Here is a 24,828-nt window from a genome sequence, read left to right on the forward strand (position 1 = left end):
ACAATTATTTTTGAGCTACATCACTCATATCTTTAACTACTGCTGCCTTATCAATTTTCAAACGGTTCTGTCCTTCAACCTCCATGATAATAACACGCTCTTGAATCTCAAGAACTTTTCCGTAAATTCCACCTGTAGTAACAACCTTATCACCTTTTTTCAAGTCTTCACGAAATTTCTTCAATTCTTTCTGCTTTTTCATTTGAGGTCGAATCATGAAAAAATAGAATACCACAACAATTAAAACCAAAGGTACAAATTGCATGATTGGGTTTTGCCCTTCTGCAGGCTGTGTCATCAATAAGATGTTCAGTAAATTATCCATTTTAATCCTAAATTTTAAGGCCTATTGGCCATATTATAAATATACAAACTTATTCTAGTTAACTTCTGCTGTAATTTTCAATTCTTTATTCCCCGAAAGGGTATTGCAAAAAATCGTAATTACCTTATACTGTTTTCCATACCTACCTTTAGAATTAAACTCAATTGATATGGATGACTCCTCACCCATTTTAATAGGCTCTTTCTTCCATTTAGCCACAGCACAGCCACAACTGGTCTCAATATTGGTAATTATTAAATCTTTCTCTCCTACATTTTTAAAGAAGAAATCATGAACAACAATCTCACCTTGAGAAATCTTTCCAAATTTATGTATTTCTTTAGTAAACTCAAATTTAGGGTAGCCATTCAATAGAATATTCTGCTCAGATTTTTCACCTTCTTTTAATTCTTTCTCTCCCTTGTTATTTTCACCATTCATACATCCCGAAAAACATAGAGACAAAATTAGACAGAAAGAAAAAACAAGATTATTTACAGACAATATTCTATTCATTTATTTCGGACCTTAAATTCGTGGTCGAATGTACTAATTTTTAATGGAAAACATCTTGGCTATGAATACAAAAAATGCGCAAACCTTACGGTCTGCGCATTTGAGTCTATCTATTGACCTATTCTATTTTCCACCAATCAATCCTCGTCCTACTTTTTTAACGGTACCATTCTCCTTTAACTCATTAACTAATTTATCTAAAATTCCGTTAATAAAGTTACTACTATTTGAAGTGCTATAGTATTTAGCAATTTCTAGGTATTCGTTAAAACTCACCTTAACTGGGACACTTGGAAACTCTTTAATTTCGGTAAGAGCTAATTCCATAATAAGAATATCCATATAGGCAATTCTTTCCAAATCCCAATTTTTAGTGTTCTTATTAATCAAGTCCAAATGATCTGCGTGATTAATAATCGTTTTACGAAATAATGTCTTTACAAATTCTTCGTCATCACTATCTTTAAACAAGGACATTAAAGAAGTATAAGTATCGTCATTTTTAGTGAATCCTTTAATCGTCTTTACAACCATACTGATAATAAATTCAATCTCATCATTCCAATAGATACTCTTCTCTTCCATTAATGAGTAGAAATCTTCATCAGCAGCAATAATGTGTGTAAAAAATTTCTCTACAAATTTCTTATCGGCATTATAGCTTTTATCTTCTGATTGCATATACTCCATATACAATTCAGAATTCAACAATTTCTCACGTACAATTCGAACATAGTCCTCCTGATCATTCCAATTAATGGTATGAGAATCTGAATAAGAATTCAACTGAATATTATCAGCTAACTGCTTAATTACAGCATTATCAATAAATCTTGTATTAGGATTAAGGTCTTCATGAGAAGGAATAATTTTACTTCTTGATTTCTCAATTTTCTTTTCAGCTATAAAGGCAACATCTACAAGCAGTAGAAGTAGATAATGATATAAATCGTAAGCTTTTCCAATACTGAAAAACAACTCTTTTTCTGCTTTTGCTAATGAACGATCATCATTCTTGTAATAAGCGTAAAGCATTTGTAACACTTTTACACGCAGCAATCTTCTACTAATCATACTTTTAAAGAACTTTTCAATTATATTATGTGGCTGCAAAAATAGGCTTTTTTTACTTGCCCACAAGGGAAATTGGAGAATTAAGACAAAATATTTAAATCTAATCCAACTATAACTTTACATATAGTTTTTCATCTATTATATTTATTTTGCGCTGAAAAGGTTTGCATACTCATTTTAAATAAGAAAATATTCAATAATTAATTACATATTAATATTAAGAAGTACTTATATTTTTTTATTTTTGAAATGCAATAATCAAAATAAATAACAAATTTATTTGAAATGGAAGGTTACGATAAAAAGGAAGGATTTGAAAAACATAATCGCGATGAAATATTTTCAAACGCGGTAAGAGCGGGGAAAAGGACTTATTTTTTTGATGTAAAAGCAACAAAGAAAAACGACTATTACTTAACAATCACCGAAAGTAAAAAACGTTACGACAAAGAAGGCAATTTTTCTTTTGAGAAACACAAAGTATTCTTGTACAAAGAAGATTTTGATAAATTTGCTGATGGCTTGCTAGAAGCAATCGATTTTATCAAAACTACTAACTTAGAAAAGGAAAACGAAGAAAAAGAACTTGTTAATTCTGAATACAGTGAACCTGCTACGATCATTGATGGTATTGAAACAGATTCTTTCACAAATGTTGAATTTGAAGATCTAACAGAATAATTCTACTAAAATATTTAAAAGCTGTCTTTCACGGACAGCTTTTTTTTTGCTTTTTTTTAAACAAATACGAAAAAAAAATTCATGCTAAACCAGTGCTTCAGCTAAAAATCTTACTTTTGCAACATTGTGCTTATTTAGTCTAAACCTAAGAACCTAAATTATAAAATACCTAGAAGTAGGGATTGCAACTAAATCTTTTTTCCTATACGTTTGACATATATTAGTAACAATATTTTTTTTAACTAATAACTGCAATAAATCGGCTAGTACATTAAGTAGATAGCTAAACCAAGTTCTAAGAAACATGGTTAATTGTAGATACGAAATAAAAACGCATGAAGCTTTCCGAATTATCTGATAGTCAAGAGGCAATTATTACAAAAGTTCAGGGACATGGAGCCTTTCGGAAGAGAATTACCGAAATGGGATTTGTGAAAGGAAAGCAAGTTACCGTAGTAAAGAATGCTCCCTTAAAAGACCCTGTAGAATATCAAATTATGGGATATGAAGTTTCACTAAGAAGAAGCGAGGCATCCTTAATTGAGGTAATCACGAAAGAAGAAGCCAAAAATATCAAAGTAAATGATTTTGAAGGCACCATAAGTGACGACATTCTAAAAACATCAGCAAAAGAAAAAGGGAAAAATATACATATTGCCTTGGTTGGCAACCCCAACTCTGGAAAAACAACATTGTTTAATTTCGCATCCGGATCAAAAGAGCATGTTGGCAACTACAGTGGTGTTACGGTTGATTCCAAACAAGCCAAAGTAAATCAAAATGGTTATCAATTTGAAATTACCGATTTACCTGGAACCTATTCGTTAACGGCATATTCTCCTGAAGAACTGTTTGTTAGAAAATACATCATGAGCGAACGTCCTGATGTAGTTGTTAATGTAGTTGATGCTTCCAATTTAGAAAGGAACTTATACCTAACAAGCCAATTAATTGACATGGATATTAAGGTAGTAATTGCTCTTAATATGTACGATGAATTGGAACAGAAAGGTGCCAACTTCAATTACAAAGAACTTTCCAAAATGCTTGGCATTCCAATTATCCCAACAGTTGGTTCAAAAGGCATTGGCGTTACAGAACTTTTCGACAAAATTATTAATGTTTATGAAGATCTTGATCCTATTGTTCGTCATATTCACATCAACTACGGAAACTCAGTAGAAGAATCCATTTCAAACATACAAAGGGAGATCAAAAAGGACCCTAAACTATGTGCTAAAGCCTCTCCTCGATTCTTATCGGTTAAACTTCTTGAATCGGATGAAAGTGCACGTTTTATGGTGAAAGAAAGTGATCACCATTTTGAAATAAAAAAAACAGCTAAAGAAGAAATACAGAAGCTAGAAAAAGAGTTTAGTGAAGTTTGTGAAACCGTTATTACTGATGCTAAATACGGCTTTATTGATGGCGCGCTAAAAGAAACATATACCGAAAATCCAATTAAGAGGAGAAGAAAAACAGCAATAATAGATACGTTTCTAACTCACAAACTTTTTGGTTTTCCTCTGTTTTTCTTTTTCATGTTCCTAACTTTCTATGCCACATTCAACTTGGGGCAATACCCAATGGATTGGATAGAAACAGGCATTACATACTTGGGTGAATTTATGCAAACTATTATGCCTGATGGTCCTCTTAAGGATTTGATTGTTGATGGTATTATTGGCGGTGTTGGTGGCGTTATTGTATTCCTACCAAACATCTTAATTTTATTCTTTTTTATATCATTTATGGAAGATACAGGCTATATGGCACGTACTGCTTTCATTATGGATAAATTAATGCATAAAATAGGCTTACATGGTAAATCATTCATTCCACTAGTTATGGGATTTGGATGTAATGTACCAGCTCTAATGGCAACCAGAACTCTTGAAAACAAGAATGATAGAATTCTTACCATGCTGATCACACCATTCATGTCGTGCAGTGCAAGACTGCCAATTTACATTCTAATTATTGGTACATTTTTCCCTGAAAATGCCACCTTGGTTTTATTTGGAATTTACACCCTTGGCATTGCTCTTGCAATTCTATTTGCAAAGGTATTCAAGGCTAGTTTTTTCAAAGCAAAAGAGGCTCCATTCGTAATGGAATTGCCACCATATCGCTTACCAACACTGAAAACAACCCTACTCCACATGTGGAATAAAGGTTTTCAATACCTTCAAAAAATGGGTGGAATCATCTTAATCGCTTCCATTATTATTTGGGCCTTAGGCTATTTTCCTCGAGATATTGAATACTCAAAAGATTACGATAAAATAATCACTGAAACTTCAGTAGAGTATGATAATATTATAAACCTTTCCCAAGAAAATAACACAGATGAACTATTAGTAGAAAAAAATACTAAAATTCAAGAATTACAAAACCTTAAGCTGGAAGAAAAACAACTGAACTCCTACATTGGCCAAATTGGAAAATTTATTGCTCCTGCTCTTCACCCATTAGGTTTTGACTGGAAAATGACCGTGAGTATTTTAACCGGAATTGCAGCAAAAGAAGTTGTGGTAAGCACAATGGGTGTTCTGTATCAGGAAGGTGAAAATTCAGATGAGAACAGTGCTGGGTTGAGACAGAAACTTAAAAATCAAAAGTTTACAGGAGAACACAGAAAGGGAGAAACCGTTTTCTCGAGTCTGTCGGCATTAACTTTCCTGATATTTATCTTGATTTATTTCCCTTGTATTGCAGTTATTGCTGCAATTGTAAAAGAAGCAAACTGGAAGTGGGCTACCTTTGTTGTGTTCTACACAACAGGATTAGCATGGCTAGTTTCCTTTATTATTTATCAAACAGGAAATTTAATACTATAACATTATGGACTTTCAACTCATAACAACCTACCTAATTGTAATGTGCGCTATCGGATATAGCCTATATCAATTTGCTTTGCTATTTAAAAAGCAAGAATCAAATTGTGGAAGTAGTTGTGGATCTTGTAATTTTAAAAATGAGCTGAGAAAACGAGGCATTCCCAACAAAGGAATCAAAAACACCCATAACTTAACATACATTAAAAATTAACAACTAACAAAAACTCAGCAAAAAGGGAAATTACAGCACAAAAACATAACATAAAGACAAAAAAAAAGACAGCTACAAAAGCTATCTTTTTTGTATATGTATTTCAATCTTGATTATGCTCCCAAAGTAGCTACCATTACAGCTTTAATAGTATGTAAACGGTTCTCAGCTTCGTCAAATACGATAGATGCTGGAGATTCGAATACATCTTCAGTTACTTCTACACCATTAAGACCGAATTTCTGGAAAACTTCTTCTCCTACTTTAGTCTCTCTGTTGTGATAAGCAGGAAGACAGTGCATGAATTTACTTGAAGCGTTACCAGTTGCAGCCATTAATTCAGCATTAACCTGGAATGGCTTAAGAATTTCAATTCTTTCTTTCCAAACTTCGTCTGGTTCACCCATTGATACCCAAACATCAGTATAAAGGAAATCACATCCTTTAACACCTGCTTTAGCATCAGAAGTAATTGTAATTTTAGCACCAGTCTCTTTAGCAATTTCTTGACATTGAGCAACTAATTCTTCCTCAGGCTGAAGGTTTGCTGGTCCACAGATTCTTACATCCATACCCATTTTTGCAGCACCTACCATTAATGAATTAGCCATATTGTTACGAGCATCACCTAAGTAAGCAAAAGCAACTTGATTCAATGGCTTATCAGTGTGCTCCATCATAGTTAAGAAGTCAGCTAAAATTTGAGTTGGGTGGTACTCATCAGTTAAACCATTCCATACTGGTACACCTGCATATTTACCCAATTCTTCAACAATAGCCTGTCCGTATCCACGGTACTCAATACCATCGTACATACGACCCAATACACGTGCAGTATCAGCCATTGATTCTTTAACACCAATTTGAGAACCTGAAGGCCCTAAATAAGTTACGTGAGCTCCTTGATCGTAAGCAGCAGTTTCGAATGCACAACGCGTACGAGTTGAAGATTTTTCAAATATCAAAGCGATATTCTTACCCTTCATAGTCTGTACTTCAGTTCCGGCATATTTTGCTCTTTTAAGATCTCTTGCAAGATCTAACATGTATTGCATTTCCTTTGGAGTGAAATCCAATAACTTCAAAAAGTTTCTGTTTCTTAAATTAAAACTCATGCTATTTATTTTTTATTGATTACAATCACAAAAGTAAGTGTAATCGGAAATTTAAAAAAGTATTATCTAGTCAAATCCTAAAAAGGATTTAGTCTTCATATTCCATTGTAATCTTAGTACCGTAAGATTTATCTTCAAGCTTTGTTGCCTCAGTAATTACTGATTTCCCACCACCATTCTCGATAAAGCTTAAACAAGCACGAATCTTAGGAGCCATAGAACCTTCAGCAAAAGTACCATCTGCTAAATAACCCATTGTATCAGCATGATTCAAGAACTCTAACTTCTGCTCGTTTGGTCCTTTAAAATCTTTGTAAACAAATGATACATCAGTAAGAATATAGAATTCGTCAGCTTTAACACGAGCACCAATTAATGCAGATGCTAAATCTTTATCGATAACTGCTTCAACCGGGCAAAGGTTACCGTTTTCATCTTCTGAAACCGGAACACCACCACCACCAACAGTGATCACGATATTTCCCTGACGAGCCAGGTTCTCAATAACCTTCTCATTCATTACACGAATTGGCTTTGGCGAAGGAACAACACGTCTCCATCCTCCATCAGCTTTAACTTCTTCTTTGAAAATCCATCCCTTATCAGCGATCAACTTATCAGCTTCTTCTCTATTGTAGATTTTACCAACACGTTTAATTGGATCTGCAAAAGCTGGATCGTTCTTGTCAACAACAACCTGAGTAACCAAAGTCACGACATCTTTTTCAATGCCGTTTGCTTTCAACACGTTACGCAAGTTTCTTTCAATCATGTAACCAATTCCTCCTTGCGAGTCAGCTACATCGATATCTAAAGGCATTTGAGGAATGTTGTAAAGTTGTTCTCCTGCATCATTTCTCATTAATATGTTCCCTACTTGCGGGCCATTACCATGAGCAATAATAACATCATATCCTTCCTTTACAAGGAAAATTAGATTTTCAAGAGTATCAAGAGTGTTTTGGCTTTGTTCTTCAACCGTTCCTCTTTGATTACCTCTTAACAAGGCATTTCCACCTAATGCTACAACTGCTAATTTATTCATTACATTTTGATTTATGTTTGTCATTCTATTTTGCAAATCTAAAAAAAATAACAACAAAACAAACGAATTAAACTTTTTTTAAATTATTTTTCGAACTCTGTTTTTCAACACCTTACAGATGTTTCGTTTTTACTGTTCACTAAACTTTTCTATAAATACATGAATTTCAAACTACAAAATACTTTTAATATCACTCGTTTGCACAAGTCAATTAAACAATGTAATTATGTTTATTTGTTGTAAAAAATATCCTTCCACCTAAAATTACATTTGTATCATCCCCTTAATATTTTTCATCTACTCAATCAAAACACAGAATTACAACAGACTACAATAAAAAGCCCACACATCCATTTTATGCGTATTCAAACAATATTTAAGCTTATTTCGTAAAAAAATCCGTAAAATTGTAATAAGATGATGTACTTTTATACAGTATTCTATAATGTTTTCCTATTTTTAGAAAATCAGATTTACTAAATAGTTAAACCATATTTAATCTGGTCTATATTTTATTTAAATAAATAATCAGATCAAAATTCTCTTTGTATGAAGCAAGGCTTATCTATTATTCTATTATTAATTCTTACCTGGAGTTGCAAAACAAGCTCTGAGTCAAGTAATAAAATTTCAGAAGGAATTATAACCTACAACGTAAGTTATTTTACCTCAGAAAAAGATAATCCAATAATAGCGCTACTACCCAACAAAGTAGAATTAAGGTTCAAGGACAACAATATCTGTTTGATATCAGAAGGTTACCTAGGTTTTTTCAGCACCAAGTTCATCTCAAAATACAAAAATCAAAGCAGTAACATTCTTTTAAAAGTTTTAAGCAATAAACTCAATTATGAATTTCCTAAAGATGAAATTGCTTTTTTGTACAATCAACTCCCACCCACACAAATAGAATATACAGATTCAACAAAAATGATTGCTGGCTATAATTGCAAACAAGCTATTCTGCATGCAAAAGATCAAAATGCTACTAAAATAAGTCTTTATTATACATCTGAAATTTCATTAAAAGCACCTAATCGTAATACCCCTTTATACAAAGTTCCAGGAGTACTAATGGAGTTTGAAACAACAATGAATCAAGTTAAGACTAAATTCACAGCCCAATCTGTAAGTTTAAACAAAGTAAGTGATGACGACTTTAATATCCCAGAAGATTACGTGCTTTCAGATCTTAAAACATTACAAAAATACATTGTTGATTTTAACTGATAATCATTCACTTTTAAACTTATCTTTTCTGAACACTACATTCCGCTGGTTTTAAAAGTCATTTTTATTACTTTTACATAAATTCGCAGGCAATAAGAATTTTGTGAAAATTGATAAAATATTCAATGGCTAAAAAGAAAACAACAAACAAAACCAAAGCAAAAAAACGCTTCTCGGCCCCAAAGTTTCTAAATGATGAAAGAACCAAATTCCTATTTGGAATTACCTTTTCTCTACTCACCATATACATTGGCTTAGCATTTGTTTCCTTTTTCTTTACGGGAGGTGCTGATCAAAGTAAACTTGATATAAAGTGGCTTGAATTGATAACTGATTCTAAAGTTAGGGTAGAAAACTGGACTGGAAAAACAGGTGCATACATTTCAAACTTATTTATTAACAAAGGTTTTGGAATAGCTTCTTTTTCGTTTTTATATTTATTAGTTGTTGTTTCGCTACGTTTTTGGAGTGTGAAAATCCAATCGTTACGAAAAACCATTTTGTACACCCTATTATTTAGCATTTGGTTTTCTGTGTTAATGTCTTTCTTCTTTGTAAAATCAACCTCACATTCTTTTCTATTTCTTGGAGGTGTTCATGGTTTTTTCATTAGCGAATGGCTTATTTCCTTGATCGGAAATGTAGGCACACTTTTTCTAATCGTTTTAAGCCTTTTAACCTTAATTACTTTCGCTTTTCAGAATAGTGTTACAGTCATAAAGAAATTCTTCTCTAAAAAGCCAAAAACCACATCTACTGACAACGAAGAAATCATTGAAAATAAACCTGTTGACAATTCTGCTGAAGAGGAAATAGATAGCTTTAATACAATCATTGAAGAACAAGTATTGGAAAACCCTGAATTGATATTGGGAACCGAAGGATATCCAACAAATGAAATTATTCTTAACGAAGAAGTTCCTGTGGTAGAGGAAGCAAAATCAGATACTGACACTGATGATTTAGAATTAAAAATTGAAACTGTAAAGATATCCGAAGAATCTGTTAGCATCAAACATACTCCAATGGAAGATTTTGATCCCACCCTTGATTTATCCAACTATAAATACCCAACTCTTGATTTATTAGAGGATCACCATCTCCATAACTCGGAAGTTAGTAAAGAAGAATTAGAAAGTAATAAGATCAAAATTGTAGATACACTTCGTAACTACAAAATTGAGATTACACAAATAAAAGCAACAATTGGCCCTACAGTAACACTATATGAGATAGTACCAGCACCTGGTGTTCGTATCTCAAAAATTAAAAACCTGGAAGACGATATCGCTTTAAGTTTAGCGGCTCTGGGTATTCGTATTATTGCTCCAATTCCTGGTAGAGGAACTATTGGTATTGAGGTACCTAACAGAACTCCGGAAATTGTTTCAATGAAGAACATTATCGCATCAAAGAAGTTTCAGGAGTCGAAGTATGCCCTACCTGTAGCCATGGGTAAAACCATATCCAACGAAACTTATACGCTCGATCTTGCAAAAATGCCTCACTTGCTCGTTGCTGGTGCCACTGGTCAAGGTAAATCTGTTGGTTTAAATGCGATTATTACCTCGCTACTTTACAAGAAACATCCATCGCAACTTAAGTTTGTATTAATTGACCCTAAAAAGGTTGAACTAAACATCTATTCAACTATTGAGAAACATTTCTTAGCGAAACTCCCTGAAGAAGAAGAAGCAATTATTACAGATATTCATAAGGTAATTGCAACTTTAAATTCTCTTTGTGTTGAGATGGATGCACGTTACGATTTGCTCAAAAAAGCTCATGCACGTAACATCATAGAATACAATAAGAAATTTGTTACTCGTAAGTTGAATCCTGAAAATGGGCATCGCTACTTACCTTATATTGTTGTAATCATCGATGAGTTTGCCGATTTGATTATGACGGCCGGTAAGGAAGTTGAAACGCCAATTGCGCGTATCGCACAACTTGCTCGTGCTATTGGTATTCATATGATTATAGCCACTCAGCGTCCATCAACAAATATTATTACAGGTGTAATTAAAGCCAATTTCCCTGCACGTATAGCCTTTAAGGTTGCCTCAATGATTGACTCACGAACTATCCTTGATAGCCCTGGTGCTAACCAGCTTATTGGTCGAGGTGATATGCTGATATCAGTAGGTAGTGATCTGGTGCGTGTACAGTGTGCTTTTGTTGATACGCCAGAAGTCGAAATGCTTACCGAGTACATTCAAAAGCAGCAAGCTTATCCTACAGCCCTAATGCTACCTGAATTTGTTGCTGAAACCAGTGAAAATACCGCGGATATCGATTTACAAAAACGAGATGCATTATTTGAAGAAGCTGCACGCTTGGTTGTTGGATCTCAACAAGGTTCTACATCTGCTATTCAACGTCGTTTTTCTATTGGCTATAATCGTGCCGGTCGTATAGTCGATCAACTTGAAGCTGCTGGTATTGTTGGTCCATTCGAAGGAAGTAAGGCTCGTCAGGTTTTGGTGCAAGACGAATACAGTCTGGAAAAACTTCTTTCTGATGTTTTACAATAGTAATGGCACAATTATTGATAAAATATAAATTGAAATAAATAAAAACTGAAAATATGAAAAGAGTCTTCTGCATCCTACTTTTAGGAATACTATGCTTTAATCTGTCAGCACAAGATAATAAAGCCAAAGAGGTATTGGATAAGGTATCTGCAAAAAATAAAGAATTTAAAAGCATTAAAGCTGAATTTACTTTTTCAATGGATAACGAAGAAGAGAATATCCATGATGAATCTGAAGGTAGCATTATTTTAATGGGTGATAAATACCGTTTGAAAGTAATGGGTACGGACAATTATTTTGATGGTGCAACATTGTACTCTCATATGATTGATTCGGAAGAAGTAAACATTACTGAACCTGAAGAAGATGAAGATGGTGGCTTAGATCCTTCTAAAATCTTTACAATTTATGAAAGTGGATTCTCTTATAAATATGTAAAAGAAGAATCAAAAGGTAATGTAAGCTATCATGTTATTGACCTTTTTCCAAAGGATACTGAAAAAGAATTCACTCACATTCGCTTACGAATTAACAAGGCTAAAAGTCAAATTGAGTCTCTAGAATCAGTAGGTAAAGATGGAAATAACATTAACATCGTACTAAAATCTCTTACACCAAACCTTAGCTTTTCGGCTAGTGATTTTGTTTTTGATCAGGAGTCACATCCTGACGTTGAGATTAATGATATGAGATAACTATAACTTATGAAATTAAAACTTCCTCTTCTCTTTTATGAGTAGAGGTTTTTTTATGCTCATTTTCGACGAATAATGGCAAACTAAACCAAAAACAACTGCCTTTGCCAGGCTCACTATCTACTCCAATTTCTCCATTGTTTTTCTCAACGAAATCCTTGCACAATATAAGTCCTAAGCCAGTTCCTTTTTCATTTAATGTACCTGCTGTGGAATAATTAGTATCCAGCATAAATAACTTATCTGCGTCCACTTTATTAATTCCCACTCCATTATCTGAAACCTTAATTAGAGCTTGACTATTTTCAATTTGAACTGAGAACGAAATCTTCCCTTTTTCATTTGTGAATTTAATTGCATTATTTCCCAAATTCCGAATTACAGTACGAATCATATCTGTATCGATAAATACCAATACAGGTTCTTTTTCAGGAAAGAACAACTCGATATTCTTTGCGAAAGCTTTTTCCTCTAGAGACTCTATTTCATCCCTTAAAAGCTGGTTGATATTCAAGCCAACAGGATTGTAACTCATAACTCCCATTTGAGATCTTGACCAAGTCAATAAAGTTTCCAACAACAAAGATCCATGCGATGCAGATTTGTGGATTATCTCTATGTATTCTTGTCGCATGCTATCATCCAATTCTTCATATCGATCCATTAACAAATCAGTAAAACCCAGAACTGCATTAAATGGATTTTTTAAATCATGAGCAACAATAGATAAAAACCGATCTTTAGTAGAATTCAAATTGGATAAATCATTATTCTTCTGATAAATAACTTTATTCTTATCAGTAAGAATTCTATTAACTTTTTTCCTAATTCTCGCAACATAAAAGGAGTAAACAACAAAACCTAGCACAAAAACTCCTATTGCCGATAAGAGCGTTGTTCGATTCTTTTGTGAGTCAATCTCTAACTTTTGAATTGTATTTCTTTGTCGAAGAATCTCATTTTCTCGGTCAAATTGCTCGACTTGATATTTTGATTGTATTTCCGCAATTTCTCTGCTATTGTTCACCCTGTTTAGGCTATCTTTCAAATTATCATATTTTTTATAAAAATAAACACTCTCCTTATAATTGGATTTGTGCTCATACAAGCTTGCTAAATTTTGATAACAATCTAACTCAATTACTGGAACACTAATTTCTTTGGAAATTTTTAATGCTTCCTGCAAAAAACCTAATGATTTGTCGTATTCTCCTCGCATAAGAAAAACATTTCCAAGTGCTGCCTTCACACTAGAAATATCAATTTTTGAATCTCTTGCTTCTCCCTCAAGAAGAGCTCTTCTATAATAAACAAGACTCTTATCATACTCTTCTGTATCCAGATAGTATTTTCCTATATTTTCCAATAATGTAGGCTTCCAAACGACATTATCTAATTCATCTGCAATTACCAAAGCCTTTATGTAAAAGGATATCGACTTCGCTTTTTCTCCCAATTTATGATAAATATTGGCTTGATTATTATAAATTACTGCAATACCCTTTTGATCCGAAACCTTCTTTTTAAATACTAAAGACTCATTATAGTAACGCAATGCATTGCTATAATCTTCAAGTTGAAAATACACGTTTCCAATATTATTCAACGAGCGAGAAATCAATAAGGTGTCTGCTAATTGGTTTCTAACATTTAGGCTAGACAAATAAGAGCTAATTGAAAGCTTATAGTTTTCCATATTGCTAAAAGCATTTCCTAAAATATTGTAACAGTAAGCCTTATCTGTAAGTGATAATTTATCTTTTAATTCTAGAGCTTTTTCAACTTTAGCTATCGCGTTAGTATAATCACATTTAAAATACAAAGCCTTGCCTTGCAAAATGTAAGTTTTTGCATAATCTATTGAATCGTATAAATTCGAGTTCAGAACCTGATCTAAGTAGTAAATTGAGGAATCTTGATTTACAGAAACATAAGCCTCACCCAACTTGTAGAGCAATTCTTCATTTTTTGAATCTGAATAATCTTTCAATAAGACAGTAAGACTGTCTCGCTTGGTGTTTTCTGAGTAAACAAAAGACGCAATATGAATAGAAATAATAACGAATAAGATCCTTCGCATTTACAAGGTTTTATTTGGTTTTAGATAGCCTTATAAAGATGTTAAATAAAATTTATTCATCTGTAATCAAATACATTTATTTGACGAAGGAAGTAAAAAACAAGTTCAGCAAACTAAAAGAGGAAAGCACTGCACAACAACTAGTTATCAAGCCTATTATTTACCAATAAAAACAGGCAGTAAAACATCTTTTGTTTTCATTTATTTCTGTCACAATTATTCTTAATAAATTTAGTTAATATTTTTATACTAGTCCATTTAGAAAGCATCCAAAATCAGCAAAATTAGTTATCTTCGAAAGGTAAACAATTCCAATTATGAGATTAAAATTAACGTCATTTAAAATTCTGTTGTTCCTTGTTTTAACTTTAACAATAGACAACTTTACATATGGTCAAAAATTATCCCAGGATGCTGAGATTAGCTTACTAACTTGTTCTCCTGGAGATGAATTGTATTCCCTTTATGGACATTCTGCCTTGCGAATAAAAGACACTGACAACAAGCTAGATATTACTTTTGGTTACGGTACTTTTAATTTCAACACGCCAAATTTCTACACTAAATTTGCGCGGGGAAAGTTAGACTATATGCTATCCTATAGTCCAACAGATCGTTTTAAGCAAGAATACACCGATGAAAAAAGAGGAATTGTAGAACAAGTATTAAATCTTGATTCTTTAGAAAAACAACAACTATTTAACGCCCTCGTACATAACTACAAACCAGAAAACAGGTATTACAAATACGATTTTCTGTTTGACAATTGCTCGACTAGAATTAGAGATATTGTTGAAGCCAATATTAATGGAGAACTCGTTTTTAATTCCGAAGCTCCAAGCCCAAAGACATTTTGGAATTTACTTGATCCTTTTATGGCTAAGAGTAGATGGATCTTTTTAGGAATACATCTAGCTCTAGGAATTCCTTGTGATGAAGTTGCTACGCCATATCAATATATGTTTCTGCCAGACAACATGATGGATGGATTTACTGAAGCCAAAATTATTAAAGGTGATCTAAAAACCAACTTGGTAAAATCAACAAAAGTTATTTTAGAACCAGAAATTCAACTCCACACTACTGATTGGTTTAAAAGACCAATATTTATTTTTGGCGTAATTGCAATTATTGGTTTATTTCTAAGTCTATATTATTTAAAAAAGAAGAAAAATCTGTTTGTATTTGATACGATTCTATTTGGAGCATGTGGTCTTTTGGGCTGGCTTATTATCTTTTTATGGTTCTTCACCGATCATCAAGCTACTGGTCCAAATTGGAATATCATATGGGCCTTTCCCCTTCATTTTCCAATTGCGTTCACACTTCTAAGAAAAAGAACAAGCCTTTTTACATACTATTACTTTTTAATTCAAGTATTAATTCTCAGCTTGATAATTGCCGTTTGGCCATTTTTCCCTCAATCATTTCCAAATGAAATATTACCATTGGTGGTTCTATTGCTAATTCGCTCAATCTATATCATTAAAAAACTAAGAGACAGACTAATTTAATGGAAACAGTAAACGAAAATCTAACAAAATATAAGAGGTGTTTTCATATTGGCTCTTTCGATACTGATTTAAATGGGAAAGCCAAATTAACAAGCATTTGCAATTACCTTCAGGAAATTGCAGGAAATCACGTTGACGAGATAAATCAAGGAATTGATGATTTAAAAGCCAATAATATGGCATGGGTGCTCTCTCGACTGAAAATAAAGATGATCCATTTCCCAGTTTGGAAAGATAAAATTGAAATTGAAACCTGGTCGATCGGGACAGATGGTCTATTTGGGAATCGTGAATTTAAAATCTATAATTCGAAAGGAGAAACCATAGCAATGGCCAGCTCTTCGTGGCTTATTGTTAACATCCTAAATAAAAGACCAGTACGCCCACAAAAAATAGTAGAAAAAATGCCTTTCAATGCTGTAAGTCCACTTTTTGAAAATACCCTTGGTAAACTGCAGATCACTGAAGAACTTTTCCCAAAAGAGAACATTCCAATCCACTATAGTGATATAGACTTTAACCAACATGTAAACAATGTGAAATACATTAAATGGATTATTGATTCATGTCCGCTAGAATTTCTTCGGCATAAAGAAATTGAACAATTAGAAATTAATTTCCTACATGAAACAAAACTGGAAGATGAATTAAAAATTTTTCAATCTGATCCAACAAATCGATCAGAAATAGTTATCAAAAACAACAATACAAATCGGGAGCACTGCCGAGCAGTAATAAACTGGAAATAAAATTATGAATGCAATTCTTTCAAACTTAGAGATCGCTTTTTACCATTTGATTTCTTTTTCATCATTTGAACCATTTATGCTTTTGGTTTTATTTGGCGTTACATTTCAATTAAGGGATTGGAAAGCCTACTTATCTTTATTTTTAGCATTAACAATTGGATCCATAGTAGGACTCTTGGTATGTAATTTAGACATCCTAAATTTATCAACAGCTACAATTAAATTGCTGTTAGCAACAGCAATACTTGCAATTGGGATACAAAATTTAATGGTTAGTAATGGTTCTGCCTCTACCCTTCGATACAATTTCTTTGCATTACTAGGAATCGTATTAGGCATTGGTATTCACCTTCATTACCAAAGACATTCAGGTAGTAGTTTTACAATCTATCCGTTTATCGGTTACAATTTAGGAGCCACATTATCTTACCTACTAATTTCATTTGTTAGCATGCTTCTCTCCTCATTAACCATGTTAGTCTTTAAAACAGACAGGCGAAGTTTTAATCTGGTAGTTTCAGGAATTGGCATTGGCATTGCGCTAGTCCTTATTTATTTAAGATACTAACAAAAAAAAATGCGAATCAAATGATTCGCATTTTTTTTGGGGGGATCTAATCCTTATACTTTATGAGTCAATTGATAAACATTAGATATTTCCATAAAACTCACACCTTTCGATGGTCCAAAACTTCCTCCTAAAATCACAACAGTATCTTCACTGGTAAAGTAGCCTTTATTCATTAATGTCAACATCGATTGTTTCACATATTCATCACGGCTCGCAAGTAACTTTTTGTAATCGGCCTCAACACCATAAGATAAAGCCAACTCTCTCATAGCACGCTTCGAATAACATTGAGCATATACCGGAACCGTTCCCCTGTAGGCCGATAAATAACGTCCTGTTCGACCAGTAAGTGTATCTGTCACAATAGCCTTTGCTGGTAGAAATTGAGCTGCATTAACAGCAGAACGTGCCAAGATAATAGGAAGTTCTTGATTAACACGCACAAAGTTTTTACGCGTATCAGGAAATAGTTCCTTTTCAACTTCAATCGCAACCTCCTTCATTGTTCGAACTGCCTCAACAGGATAGTCGCCATAAGCTGTCTCACCACTTAACATGATTGCATCTGTTCTATTGTATATCGCATTCGCAATATCACTTACCTCAGCACGTGTAGGGCGAGGATTCTCTATCATAGAATGCAACATTTGAGTCGCAATAATCACCGATTTTTTAGCATCGATACATTTACGAACTATTTCTCTTTGTATGACAGGAATTTTAGCAGCAGGTATTTCAATTGCCAAATCGCCTCGAGCAACCATCACGCCATACACATATTCAAGTATCTCATCAATGTTATCTACGCCTTCTTGATTCTCTATTTTAGCAATAATCTTAATTTTGGAATCTCTGGCATCAAGAATCTTCTGGATTTCCAAAACATCTTCTTTCTTACGAACAAATGAGTGGGCAATAAAATCAATATCTTCGTCTATAGCAAATTGAATAAAGTCTCTATCCTTATCACTCAATGAAGGTAAGTTGATAGAAACACCAGGGATATTTACACTCTTCCTATTCTTTAAAGTTCCTTCATTCTGAGCTTCAACCAACAAATAATTTTCTGTTTTCTCAATAACAGCCAACTCCAAGTCGCCATCATCAATCAAAATCTTATTTCCTACTTCTATATCATTTACAAATCCTTCATAACTCACTCTAAGGCAAACATCCTTACATTCAGGACCACCTTTTCCTTGCATTTTAATCCGATCACCTTTTTTAAGGTCTAGTTCAGTTTCAACATCAACAGTTCTAATTTCCGGACCTTTTGTATCAACAAGTAGGGCTATTCTATCAGAAACTTTTCTAACGTTCTCAATAACCTTCATCGCATCATCATGAGTTTGATGAGCTGTGTTAAGTCGAACAACATTCATTCCTTCCTCAAACAGCTGGGTTAAAAATCCCACATCGCATTTTTTGTCGGAGATAGTCGCAATAATTTTTGTGTGCTTCTTCATCGAGTTACTCTTTCAATATTAGTTTTGGCACAGCAAAGGTACTCAAATTCTCACTAGCTATATAATTTGCTTAAAGAAGTTCTATATAATCTAAAACATACGAAAAATTCCATTTATCAAAAATAACTTACCTTTTATCACAATGATTTAACAATCCTTCTAATCCCAATCGATAAGAATCAAGTCCAAAACCTGAAATGGTTCCTAAACAGCACTTTCCAATCATGGTTTTATGCCTAAGTTCCTCTCTTTTATGCACATTCGAAATATGAACTTCAATTACAGGCATATTAACTGCAGCAATAGCATCCGCAAGCGCTAGCGAAGTATGAGTGTAAGCACCCGCATTGATTATTATACCATCGTATGAGAATCCTACACGATGTATTTCGTTAATCAACTCACCTTCAATATTTGACTGATAATACTCTAGGTTTACCTTATCATATTTCTCTTTTAGTTGTTGAAAATAAGTTTCAAAGGAAACTTCTCCATATATAGATTTTTCGCGGGTTCCAAGCAAATTAAGGTTTGGCCCATTAATGATCAAAAAATTCATTTAGTCAAAGGATTTTAAGGTTAAACATAAACCGCTATTATAAAACTTTCCACCTTACGTAATATTTTTTTAAATTGCAGACAAGTTTTATCATAAAGATTCCGTATCTTATTACTAATTGAGTAAATCTAAGAATAAAATGATATTACTTACAACTAAACTACATACTTAAAATTAATTGAAATGAATTGGACAACAACAATTGAGAATTTCAAGACTTATCTCACATTGGAGAAGTCATTGTCGAAGAATTCTATTGATGCTTACATCAATGACATTACAAAACTAACAACTTTTTTTAAAGAGCAAGGTAGAACTGTCGCTCCGGTTGAAGTTGTTTTGCAGGACCTAAAAGATTTTGTTACCTGGATTAATGATGCAGGTACCAGTCCTAGAACTCAAGCCCGTGTTATTTCTGGTATTAAAGCTTATTTCAAGTATTTATTACTTGAAGAAGTTATTGACAGAAACCCAACTGCTTTATTAGAAGCTCCAAAAATTGGACGTAAACTTCCTCATACTCTGACGGTAGAAGAAATTGACGTACTTGTAAAGGCTGTTGACACAAACAAATCTGAAGGACAAAGAAACAGAGCTATTCTTGAGACTCTTTATTCTTGTGGTCTTCGTGTTTCTGAATTAATAGATCTTCGTGTTTCGAATCTTCATTTCAGAATGGGATTTATTAAAATTCATGGTAAAGGAAACAAAGAGCGTTTAATTCCAATTGGAAAGAGAGCTAAAAAAGAAATCAAACTTTACCTTAAGAATTACAGAGGTAAATTAAACATCGATAAGGACAGCGAGGATATCTTATTCCTTAACCGTAGAGGTCGCAAACTTTCTCGTGTTATGATTTTCACTATCATTAAGAATCTTTCAAAGAAAGTTGGTTTGACTAAAAATGTTTCTCCTCATACTTTCCGTCACTCTTTTGCATCTCATCTTGTTGAAGGTGGAGCAGATCTTAGAGCCGTACAGGAAATGTTAGGGCATGAGTCTATTTTAACAACTGAAATCTATACACATTTAGATAGAGATTATTTAAAAGAGACGATTAAAAACTGTCATCCAAGATCTAAGGACTAATTTGTAATCGCAAACCATTATTGACAACAGGTAATTGGTTAAATTGCAATTTCATACTTCAAAACCTTCAAAAGTTATTCTTTTGGAGGTTTTTTTCTACTCATTAACGTACGATATAGATTTTTTTTAAAACTTAATATGAAATACAATTGATGGGGAAATTATCTGCTTACTTAAAATAATAAAAATAGCGCAAACGTTTGTATTTCAAGAGCCACAGAAGATTATCTTAAACAAAAAAAAAGATTAAAATCCTGAATAGTCCTGTATATGAACGCATTCAGATCAATCTTTCCCACGATAAAAGTACGAAATCTTATTTAGAAATAATATAAAAAAAGTTCATAAAAATTATCTACATAGTAGGATTTGTTTATATATAGTCATATGTTTGAGCTCCAAACTTAAACAAATATCACATGAACGTCATCGAAATCAGTATGATTGAAGATTTAAAAAAATCATTACAAAAGCACTCTAATCTTAGAGAAAATATCTCTAGAGAGGAACTTATTTCTCAGGCTGTAGAAAATAAGGAAGCTATCGTAACTAACAATGGGACATTGGCTACATGGACTCCAGCACATTCAACTGGAAGAAGTCCTAAAGACACTTACATTGTTAAAAATCCTGAAAGCGAATTGCATATTGACTGGTCTTCAGCCAATAATATCGGTATGAACCCGCAAACGTTTGCGTTAATTCTTGAAGATGCTTTAAAAGTAATCGATAAGAAAGAAACACTTTTCACAACCGACAGAGTAATTGGCGCTGATTCTAAATTTGCACTACCTGTAAAAACCATTTGCGACAAAGCCTTAAATCAGGTGTTTATAGACAATATGTTTAGACCAATACCTGAAGATCTAAACAAATCTGTTTTTGCCGACGATGAATTCTTTTTAATTGCTCTTCCTAATGATAAATTAGATAAAGATCGTTACAAAGGTTTGGTACGAGACATGCCAAATGGAGAAACTTCTGATATTTGTGTGGTAGTGGATTTTGATAAGAAAATTGGTATTGTTTATGGTTCCTCTTACATGGGAAGTATGAAGAAACTAATGTTTACTGTCATGAATTACTATTTACCATTTAAAGGAGTGTTACCATTACACTGTTCTGCTAATGAAGGAAAAAATGGTGATTCAGCACTTCTGCTAGGTCTTTCGGGAACAGGTAAAACAACTTTATCAGCAGATCCTGAAAGAGCATTATTAGGTGATGATGAGCACGGATGGAGTGATAATGGTATTTTCAACTTTGAAAATGGTTGTTATGCAAAAATGATTGATATCAAGCCAGAAAATGAGCCTGAAATTTACAAGGCTGTTATGCACGATGCCGAGTATACAAAACATGGTTCTATCATCGAGAATGCAATGATATATCCTAATGGAGATATTGACTTTTTTGATGCTCGCTATACTCCAAATTCAAGAGCTAGTTATCCATTGTCGTTCCTTGAAAACATAAAAGAAAGTTCAGTTTCTGGGCATCCAAATACGATCTTGTTCTTAACTGCTGATGCTTATGGTGTTATTCCTCCAATTTCGAAACTGACTAAGGAACAAGCTATGCTTTGGTTCTTAATGGGATATACCTCAAAATTGGCAGGTACCGAAACCGGAGTTACTGAGCCTCAAGCTACATTCTCTAGATTTTTCGGTCAACCTTTTATGCCTTGCAATCCAAACATATACGCTGAAATGCTAGGTGAAAAGATGGAACAACACAACACAAATGTTTTCCTTATCAACACTGGCTGGAGCGGTGGTTCTTATGGTACCGGTTCAAGAATAAAACTAAAGTATACCAGAGCTATGGTAGATGCAGCTTTAAAGGGGAAATTAAATTCTGGAGAATTTATTGAAAACAAACTTTTCCATGTTAATGTACCTACAAGTTGTGAAGGTGTACCAACAGAAATTCTTAGTCCTGTTAACACTTGGAAAGACAAAGATAAATATCAGAAAACGGCTGAAAAATTAGCCATGAAATTTTCAAAAGACTTTGACAAATCCTATGGTCAACAAAATCTTGATCCTAATGTAATTTCTCAATGTCCTGGTAAATAAATAACAAAAGAGCCTCTTAGGAGGCTCTTTTTATTTAAAAGGATAATCTGTCAACTTCTTCATCTCAAAGTCGTAATATGACATCTGAAGCACATTCTCCTCTTTTCTTATCTGAGTTACACAAAGTGTTTTCACCTTCTCTTTTCTATTCATCACGATCCCATTAATCGGGTCATCCTTTCCTGTTTGAGTGTGAAAGTTTAAAATAGTTTCCTTAGAAAAAACGGTCGTTTTTGTCAACCAGTCATCAAACCATTTTTGACGCATACTTCTTGCACCTTTGTTATATAAGGTTGATGATGACCAGATATAAGATTTTGCTGTATCCAATTTCCGATAATGAACCGATACACCATCCCATCGTACTTCTTCTAAAACTCTTTCGTTTACATAGTTTAATACAATAAATGTAAATGGTTCAATATTATTAAAGGAAAAATTTGATATAAAATCTTTAACTGAAGAATAATTGCCGTACTCCAAAACCATAACACCTCTACTTATTCGATAGGGAGGTTTGTGCTCGTGTTTTTCGAAAGCTCCATTCAGTAAACACGAAGAGAATCCTTTCTCGTGACACATCATCCAAGTTCCCTCTGCCAGTTTATCCTTTGGAAATAGAACCTCACCACTATCTATTTGATATATTTTAGGAAACAAAGCCTCTCTTAAAGGACTTTCATCTCTATTTGTCGTAAAGTAAAAGTCTTCAGAACCAATTGGGATATAAGTTAACGTGCACATAAATCATCTCTAAATCTAATGGTCGAATAGGCGATCCCAAAATCATCATTCAGCTTAATATCAGTAAATTCCTTTTCTATTGCGATTCGAATAATTGCCATATGATGAATTGCATGCTCGATATTATAAACCAATTCTCTTTCTAAACTAGTATTTATGGCAAAACCGTCTTTTTGAAGTTTATCGTAACTCACGATCAGCTTTAGTTGAGCATCAGAATTTATTTGATCAAACCAATTCAAAACCTCATTGAATCTATCCACGGCCACACACTTTTTCTTTTCTGTTCTAGAGCAATGCTCTCGCCTATCGTAACTTAATTCACTTTTTTGAAGGCAGCTGTCCTTTAAAATATCATAGAATTCAACAATATGACGAATGTGCTTGCCTATTGAATTATGCATTAAAAGATCTAGCGAAGCAGAATATTGCTCCTCTGATAAATCTTCGCATAAATTTATTAGCTGATTTATAATGGTTTTAGATGCTGATAAGATTTGCATAAAATAAATATGAATAGTTATTATTTACTTGATACAAGATATCAAATAATCAAAATAAATCATAACAAAGCATTTTATTATTGTTTGAATGTCGGTTGAATTACAATATTCTGTACTTTGGGATTTAAAACAACATTTTCTAACAACATTTTACTTCCTCTGCCTATGAAAATTAAATTTCCTTTCTATCTCTCAAAATGGTTTCACTTCGAATTTTGGCCCTTCTGGATTTTCTATTTTCCCGTGTATGGCTATGGATTGTATTTAGCTATTAAAGCTCGATCCTTTTCGTATTTTACAGCTGCTAATCCAGGAATGAAGTATGGAGGTGCATTTGGAATGGATAAAATGGAAATTTTAGATTTATTAGAAGCAAAATACATTCCTAAAGGCTTCTTATCAGAAAAAGGAAGTAGTGCTCCTAGCATTGTTGAGCAAATGCAGAAAATGAACTTTTCTTTTCCCATTGTGTGTAAACCTAATGTTGGAGAAAGAGGAATTGGGGTTGAAAAAATTGATTCAGAAAAAGATTTGGAATCTTTTTTAAATTCACAAAACCAAGATATTCTGGTGCAAGAGTTTATCGATTTTCCAATTGAACTTGGCATTTTCTATCATCGGTTTCCCATTACGTTAAAAGATGGAATTACATCTATCGTTAGAAAAGAATTTCTTAGCATTACAGGTAATGGAAAAGCTAAATTTGGTGATTTAGTGCGGGAAAACATTAGAGCTAAAGGAAGAATATCATACCTTAGAAAAAAATACAAATCCAAATGGAAACAAGTAATCCCATCGGGTATTAGCTACAAACTTGAACCCATTGGAAACCATAATCGAGGCACAAAATTCTTAGATGGAAATCACTTGATAAACGATCAATTGGTTGCCGTTTTTAGAAATATTTCAAAACCATTAAAAGGATACGACTATGGTCGTTTTGATATAAAAGTTAATAGTATTAAAGATTTATATGAAGGCGAGAATATCAAAATATTAGAAATTAATGGCACAAATTCAGAACCTGCACATATTTACGATCCTGATTATTCTTTATTTAATGCCTACAGAGAGGTGATTAAACACATGAATCTGATTTATGAAATCAGTAAAGAAAATAGGAAACTAGGAGTTAAACCAGAACCATTTGGTATGTTACTGAAAGGGCTTTACCAACATCTGTTTTTAAAGAAATAATGATAGCAA

The 24,828-nt window shown here is 33.2% G+C and carries 21 protein-coding genes; 11 read left to right on the plus strand and 10 right to left on the minus strand.

The annotated features are described in order from the left end of the window. Positions 1-4 precede the first annotated feature (4 nt). The 3 genes from yajC to L3049_RS19900 form a co-directional block, all read right to left on the minus strand. Positions 5-325 (minus strand): preprotein translocase subunit YajC, encoded by a 321-nt coding sequence (yajC, locus tag L3049_RS19890; protein ID WP_275111587.1) that lies wholly within the window; start codon positions 323-325, stop codon positions 5-7. Positions 326-379: 54 nt separating this feature from the next. Next, positions 380-841, minus strand: coding sequence for a DUF1573 domain-containing protein (locus L3049_RS19895; protein ID WP_275111588.1), 462 nt, complete (start codon positions 839-841; stop codon positions 380-382). Positions 842-964: 123 nt separating this feature from the next. After that, a complete protein-coding gene (locus tag L3049_RS19900) occupies positions 965-1,915 on the minus strand; it encodes a transcription antitermination protein NusB (protein ID WP_275111589.1) in 951 nt (316 codons plus the stop codon). Positions 1,916-2,200: 285 nt separating this feature from the next. Here L3049_RS19900 and L3049_RS19905 point away from each other — a divergent pair, with 285 nt between their 5' ends. Next, entirely contained in the window at positions 2,201-2,596 is a 396-nt protein-coding gene (locus L3049_RS19905; protein WP_275111590.1) for a DUF3276 family protein, read from the plus strand. 335 nt (positions 2,597-2,931) lie between these two features. Beyond that, a complete protein-coding gene (gene feoB, locus L3049_RS19910; RefSeq protein ID WP_275111591.1) occupies positions 2,932-5,436 on the plus strand; it encodes a ferrous iron transport protein B in 2,505 nt (834 codons plus the stop codon). A gap of 324 nt (positions 5,437-5,760) precedes the next feature. On the opposite strand, the gene L3049_RS19915 is transcribed toward feoB, so the two are convergent. Further along, positions 5,761-6,762, minus strand: a complete 1,002-nt coding sequence (locus L3049_RS19915; RefSeq protein WP_275111592.1) for an ornithine carbamoyltransferase — start codon at positions 6,760-6,762, stop codon at positions 5,761-5,763. A gap of 88 nt (positions 6,763-6,850) precedes the next feature. Beyond that, positions 6,851-7,807, minus strand: coding sequence for a carbamate kinase (locus L3049_RS19920; protein WP_275111593.1), 957 nt, complete (start codon positions 7,805-7,807; stop codon positions 6,851-6,853). 549 nt (positions 7,808-8,356) lie between these two features. On the opposite strand from L3049_RS19920, the gene L3049_RS19925 reads away from it, so the two are divergent. The 3 genes from L3049_RS19925 (at position 8,357) to lolA1 (ending at position 12,269) form a co-directional block, all read left to right on the plus strand. Beyond that, entirely contained in the window at positions 8,357-9,037 is a 681-nt protein-coding gene (locus L3049_RS19925) for a hypothetical protein (RefSeq protein WP_275111594.1), read from the plus strand. Positions 9,038-9,162: 125 nt separating this feature from the next. After that, positions 9,163-11,574 (plus strand): FtsK/SpoIIIE family DNA translocase, encoded by a 2,412-nt coding sequence (locus L3049_RS19930; RefSeq protein ID WP_275111595.1) that lies wholly within the window; start codon positions 9,163-9,165, stop codon positions 11,572-11,574. Positions 11,575-11,627: 53 nt separating this feature from the next. Next, complete coding sequence (gene lolA1, locus L3049_RS19935; protein ID WP_275111596.1) at positions 11,628-12,269, plus strand: outer membrane lipoprotein periplasmic chaperone LolA1; 642 nt, start codon at positions 11,628-11,630, stop codon at positions 12,267-12,269. Between the two features lie 7 nt (positions 12,270-12,276). Here the strand turns inward: lolA1 and L3049_RS19940 are convergent, their stop codons facing one another. Continuing rightward, on the minus strand, positions 12,277-14,349 hold the full coding sequence (locus tag L3049_RS19940) for a tetratricopeptide repeat-containing sensor histidine kinase (protein WP_275111597.1): 2,073 nt from the start codon (positions 14,347-14,349) through the stop codon (positions 12,277-12,279). Positions 14,350-14,666: 317 nt separating this feature from the next. Between L3049_RS19940 and L3049_RS19945 the strand changes: the two genes are divergently transcribed. Genes L3049_RS19945 through L3049_RS19955 form a run of 3 tightly spaced genes read left to right on the plus strand, consistent with a single transcriptional unit; the run spans position 14,667 to position 17,180 of the window. After that, on the plus strand, positions 14,667-15,863 hold the full coding sequence (locus L3049_RS19945; RefSeq protein ID WP_275111598.1) for a lipoprotein N-acyltransferase Lnb domain-containing protein: 1,197 nt from the start codon (positions 14,667-14,669) through the stop codon (positions 15,861-15,863). Then, the gene (locus L3049_RS19950; protein WP_275111599.1) at positions 15,863-16,612 is read left to right on the plus strand and encodes an acyl-[acyl-carrier-protein] thioesterase; all 750 of its coding nucleotides are present in this window, start codon (positions 15,863-15,865) and stop codon (positions 16,610-16,612) included. The genes L3049_RS19945 and L3049_RS19950 overlap by 1 nt, the downstream gene beginning before the upstream one ends. A 4-nt stretch (positions 16,613-16,616) precedes the next feature. Beyond that, on the plus strand, positions 16,617-17,180 hold the full coding sequence (locus L3049_RS19955) for a HupE/UreJ family protein (protein WP_275111600.1): 564 nt from the start codon (positions 16,617-16,619) through the stop codon (positions 17,178-17,180). A gap of 53 nt (positions 17,181-17,233) precedes the next feature. On the opposite strand, the gene pyk is transcribed toward L3049_RS19955, so the two are convergent. Next, positions 17,234-18,649, minus strand: a complete 1,416-nt coding sequence (gene pyk, locus L3049_RS19960) for a pyruvate kinase (protein ID WP_275111601.1) — start codon at positions 18,647-18,649, stop codon at positions 17,234-17,236. Between the two features lie 127 nt (positions 18,650-18,776). Next, positions 18,777-19,208, minus strand: a complete 432-nt coding sequence (gene aroQ / locus L3049_RS19965; protein ID WP_275111602.1) for a type II 3-dehydroquinate dehydratase — start codon at positions 19,206-19,208, stop codon at positions 18,777-18,779. 183 nt (positions 19,209-19,391) lie between these two features. Between aroQ and xerD the strand changes: the two genes are divergently transcribed. Next, the gene (gene xerD, locus L3049_RS19970) at positions 19,392-20,297 is read left to right on the plus strand and encodes a site-specific tyrosine recombinase XerD (protein WP_275111603.1); all 906 of its coding nucleotides are present in this window, start codon (positions 19,392-19,394) and stop codon (positions 20,295-20,297) included. Between the two features lie 419 nt (positions 20,298-20,716). Beyond that, positions 20,717-22,375: a phosphoenolpyruvate carboxykinase (ATP) gene (locus L3049_RS19975; RefSeq protein WP_275111604.1), complete on the plus strand. Its 1,659-nt coding sequence runs from the start codon at positions 20,717-20,719 to the stop codon at positions 22,373-22,375. Positions 22,376-22,405: 30 nt separating this feature from the next. Here L3049_RS19975 and L3049_RS19980 read toward each other — a convergent pair whose 3' ends face one another. Both L3049_RS19980 and L3049_RS19985 read right to left on the minus strand, forming a co-directional pair. Beyond that, positions 22,406-23,119, minus strand: a complete 714-nt coding sequence (locus L3049_RS19980; RefSeq protein ID WP_275111605.1) for an NRDE family protein — start codon at positions 23,117-23,119, stop codon at positions 22,406-22,408. Then, positions 23,107-23,622 (minus strand): DinB family protein, encoded by a 516-nt coding sequence (locus L3049_RS19985; RefSeq protein ID WP_275111606.1) that lies wholly within the window; start codon positions 23,620-23,622, stop codon positions 23,107-23,109. The genes L3049_RS19980 and L3049_RS19985 overlap by 13 nt, the downstream gene beginning before the upstream one ends. 165 nt (positions 23,623-23,787) lie before the next feature. Here L3049_RS19985 and L3049_RS19990 point away from each other — a divergent pair, with 165 nt between their 5' ends. Continuing rightward, positions 23,788-24,819 carry an ATP-grasp domain-containing protein gene (locus L3049_RS19990; protein WP_275111607.1) on the plus strand — a complete coding sequence of 344 codons (1,032 nt, stop codon included), beginning with the start codon at positions 23,788-23,790 and terminating at the stop codon, positions 24,817-24,819. The last annotated feature ends 9 nt before the right edge of the window (positions 24,820-24,828 follow it).

Source organism: Labilibaculum sp. DW002 (assembly GCF_029029525.1).
Classification (GTDB): domain Bacteria; phylum Bacteroidota; class Bacteroidia; order Bacteroidales; family Marinifilaceae; genus Paralabilibaculum; species Paralabilibaculum antarcticum.